The sequence below is a fragment of the Mesorhizobium sp. M7A.F.Ca.CA.003.01.2.1 genome, assembly GCF_003998945.1.
GTDB lineage: Bacteria > Pseudomonadota > Alphaproteobacteria > Rhizobiales > Rhizobiaceae > Mesorhizobium > Mesorhizobium ciceri.
The window spans coordinates 1-805 of the sequence record NZ_RZRA01001470.1 but is presented as its reverse complement, the minus strand read 5'-3'; the positions used below and the strand labels follow the sequence as shown (position 1 = coordinate 805).

The following is an 805-nucleotide window of genomic DNA, read 5'->3' as shown; positions in this document are numbered from 1 at the left end:
CTGCGTGCCGGCCTCCTGGTTCGAAAGCTCGGGATTGCGGTGCAGATGGCGACGGACCTCGATCATCCGGTCGAGAATTCCGGCGTCGATATCGGTCGTCACGGTTTTCGCAACACCACCCGCCGTGGCCGAACCCTCAGGATTTGACATGGATCTCTCGCGGGAACTTCGTCAGGGTCTCGTGGCCGGTTTCGGTGACCAGGATGGTCTCGCTGACCTCGATGCCCCAGCCGTCCATCCACATGCCAAGGATGGAATGAACGACGTTGCCCGGTTCAAGCACCGTCTTGTCGCCCGGCCTGAGGCTGATCGTGTGTTCGCCCCAATCCGGCGGATAGGCGACGCCGATGGAGTAGCCGATGCGCGATTCCTTCTTCAGTCCGTAGCGCTGGATGACCTTGCGCCAGGCAGCTTCGACCGCTTCGGCAGTCGTTCCCGGCCTGACCGCGTTGAGCACCGCGTCCATGCCCTCGATCACCGCTTTGGCGGTATCCGAGACATTTGTCGGCGTCTTGCCAAGCTGCATGGTCCTGGCGAGGCCGGCGGCATAGCGGCGGCAAACGCCGGCAAGTTCCAGCGCAATCGTCTCGTTTTCTCCAAACCGCCTGTCGCTCCACATGATGTGCGGCGCCGAGGCATTCTCGCCACCGAGGATTGTCGGCGGAAGCGCTGTGATGTCGCCGGCAAAATCCGGGCTGCCCGCGATCTGCGCCGCCTGGATGGCGGCGATGGCGTCGCATTCGCGAACGCCCGGCGCGATCACCTCGAAGGCTCGCGTGACGGCAGCTTCGGCGAGCGTCGATGC

The 805-nt window shown here is 64.1% G+C and carries 1 protein-coding gene; it reads right to left on the bottom strand.

Annotation, left to right across the window (positions count from 1 at the left end):
• Positions 1-136: 136 nt before the first annotated feature.
• A partial coding sequence (locus EN969_RS33525; protein ID WP_127419887.1) for a M24 family metallopeptidase occupies positions 137-805 on the bottom strand: 669 nt, incomplete at its 5' end.